The sequence below is a fragment of the Pseudoduganella sp. RAF53_2 genome (assembly GCF_052113985.1).
In the GTDB taxonomy this organism is placed as follows: domain Bacteria; phylum Pseudomonadota; class Gammaproteobacteria; order Burkholderiales; family Burkholderiaceae_D; genus Rugamonas.
The window spans coordinates 1-1896 of record NZ_JBFRDW010000874.1; the positions used below are offsets into that span (position 1 = coordinate 1).

The 1896-nt window shown below is 59.8% G+C and carries 1 protein-coding gene; it reads right to left on the reverse strand.

Features of this window, described 5'->3' with window-relative positions; translation table 11 throughout:
• The coding region (locus tag AB4Z11_RS30540; protein ID WP_442029769.1) for a TIM-barrel domain-containing protein at window positions 1-1896 on the reverse strand (1896 nt) is incomplete at both ends.

Sequence of the window (1896 nt, forward strand, 5' to 3'; positions counted from 1 at the left end):
ACCCAGGCTGACGCCGTCGTCTTCGTACAGGCTGAACTGGCCGTCGGCGCCGGTAAAGACCTGCAGGGTAATCGGCGCGTCGGGATGTTCGTCGACGTACTGGCTGACCGGCGCAGTCGGCACAATGGCGCCCGCCTTCACAAAGACAGGAATGCGTGCTGCCGGAGCCGCCACGGTAACGGTGCTGCCGCCTTTGTGCAGCGCACCGGTATTGAAGTCATACCAGCTGGCGCCCTGCGGCAGATAGACGCTGCGTTCGCGTGCACCGTAGGTGTAGACCGGAGCAATCAACAAATCATGGCCGAACAGATATTGGTCCTTGATGTCCTTTACGCGCTCATCACCCGGAAAGTCCATCACCAGGCCGCGCATGATGGTGCCGGCGTTGTAATAGGTATCGGACGCGGTTGCATAGATATAAGGCATCAGGCGATAGCGCAGCTTCAGGTACCAGACCATGGAATCGCGCATCTCCGAGCCTTCCGGCGCGATATTGTAGATTTCGCGCTTCACCACTTCACCGTGGGAACGGAACAAGGGCGAGAAGGCGCCGAACTGGAACCAGCGCAGATTCAGTTCCTGCCACTCCTTCAGGTCGGCCGGATCGATCTTTGCGCCGGTTGTACCGCGGTTTTCCTGGGCCGAGCCGAGATCGCCGTACTGGTAACGGTTCTCCTGGGCATAGCCACCGATATCGTGCGTCCAGTTCGGAATGCCGGACATGGAGAAGTTCACGCCCGTCGAAATCTGCTCATACAGATTGCTCCAGCGGCTGGCCACATCGCCGCTCCACACCGCCACGGAGTTACGCTGGATGCCGGCAAAGCCTGAGCGCGACAGGATGAACTGGCGCTTATCCGGCTGGTCGCGGCGCAGGCCGTCGATCAGCGCTTGCGTATGCACCAGGCTGTATGAGTTGTAGGTGATTTCGCCGGCGCCGTAAATAGTCGGGCCGATCAGCTTCCTGAAGTCGGCGGGACGAGAGTTGGACAGCACATCCGGCTCGCTATTGTCCATCCACCAGGCGTCGAAACCCAGGTCCACCAGCTTGTGCTTCATCTGGCGATAGTAGATGTCACGCGCTTCCGGAGCGTATGGGCTGTAGTGGGTGTTCTTGTATCCCGGCCCGACCCAGTCCAGCGCGCCGTTCTCGACGTTCCTGGTCCACATATGGCCTTTTTCCAGCAGCTCTTTGTAATTGGCCGTGGTGTCGTAGAACTTGCCCCATACGGACAACATGATGTGAGCGTGCTGGCGGTGAACTTCATCCACCATGCCTTTCGGATCGGGGAAGCGAACCTTGTCGAAGTCATGCGAGCCCCAGGCGTTTTCCGGCCAGTAGAACCAGTCCTGCACGATATTATCCAGCGGCCACTGGCGCTGGCGGTATTCGTGCAGGGTGTCCAGCAGTTGCTGCTGCGTCTCGTAGCGCTGGCGCGACTGCCAGAAGCCGTAAGCCCACTTCGGCATCATCGGCGCCTGGCCGGTCAGGTGGCGATAGCCGGCGATGACCTTGTCCATGCTGTCACCGCGAACCACGTAATAATCGATGCCCTGTGCGATGTCGGAAGACAGCGTGAGCGAACGGCGTTCCGCATCAGGCAGCGGATCGTTGTGGGTGATGGCGACCATGCCGCCGGACGGCTTCCATTCCAGGTGCAGCTTGACCGGCTTGTTCTTCTCGAACTTCACTTCGAAGTTGTGATACCAGGGATTCCAGCCCTGGCGCCACACATCCATGACCTGCTTGCCATTGATGCTCAGCGTGGCGTAATCGGAGGCGTAAAGCTGCATCTTGTGCACGCCGGGCTTGTCGCTCGCCAGCGTAGCGTCCCACACTACTTTCACGTCTTTCAGGTTCTTGATCGGCCCCAGTTCCCTGGGCCAGTTCTCGGC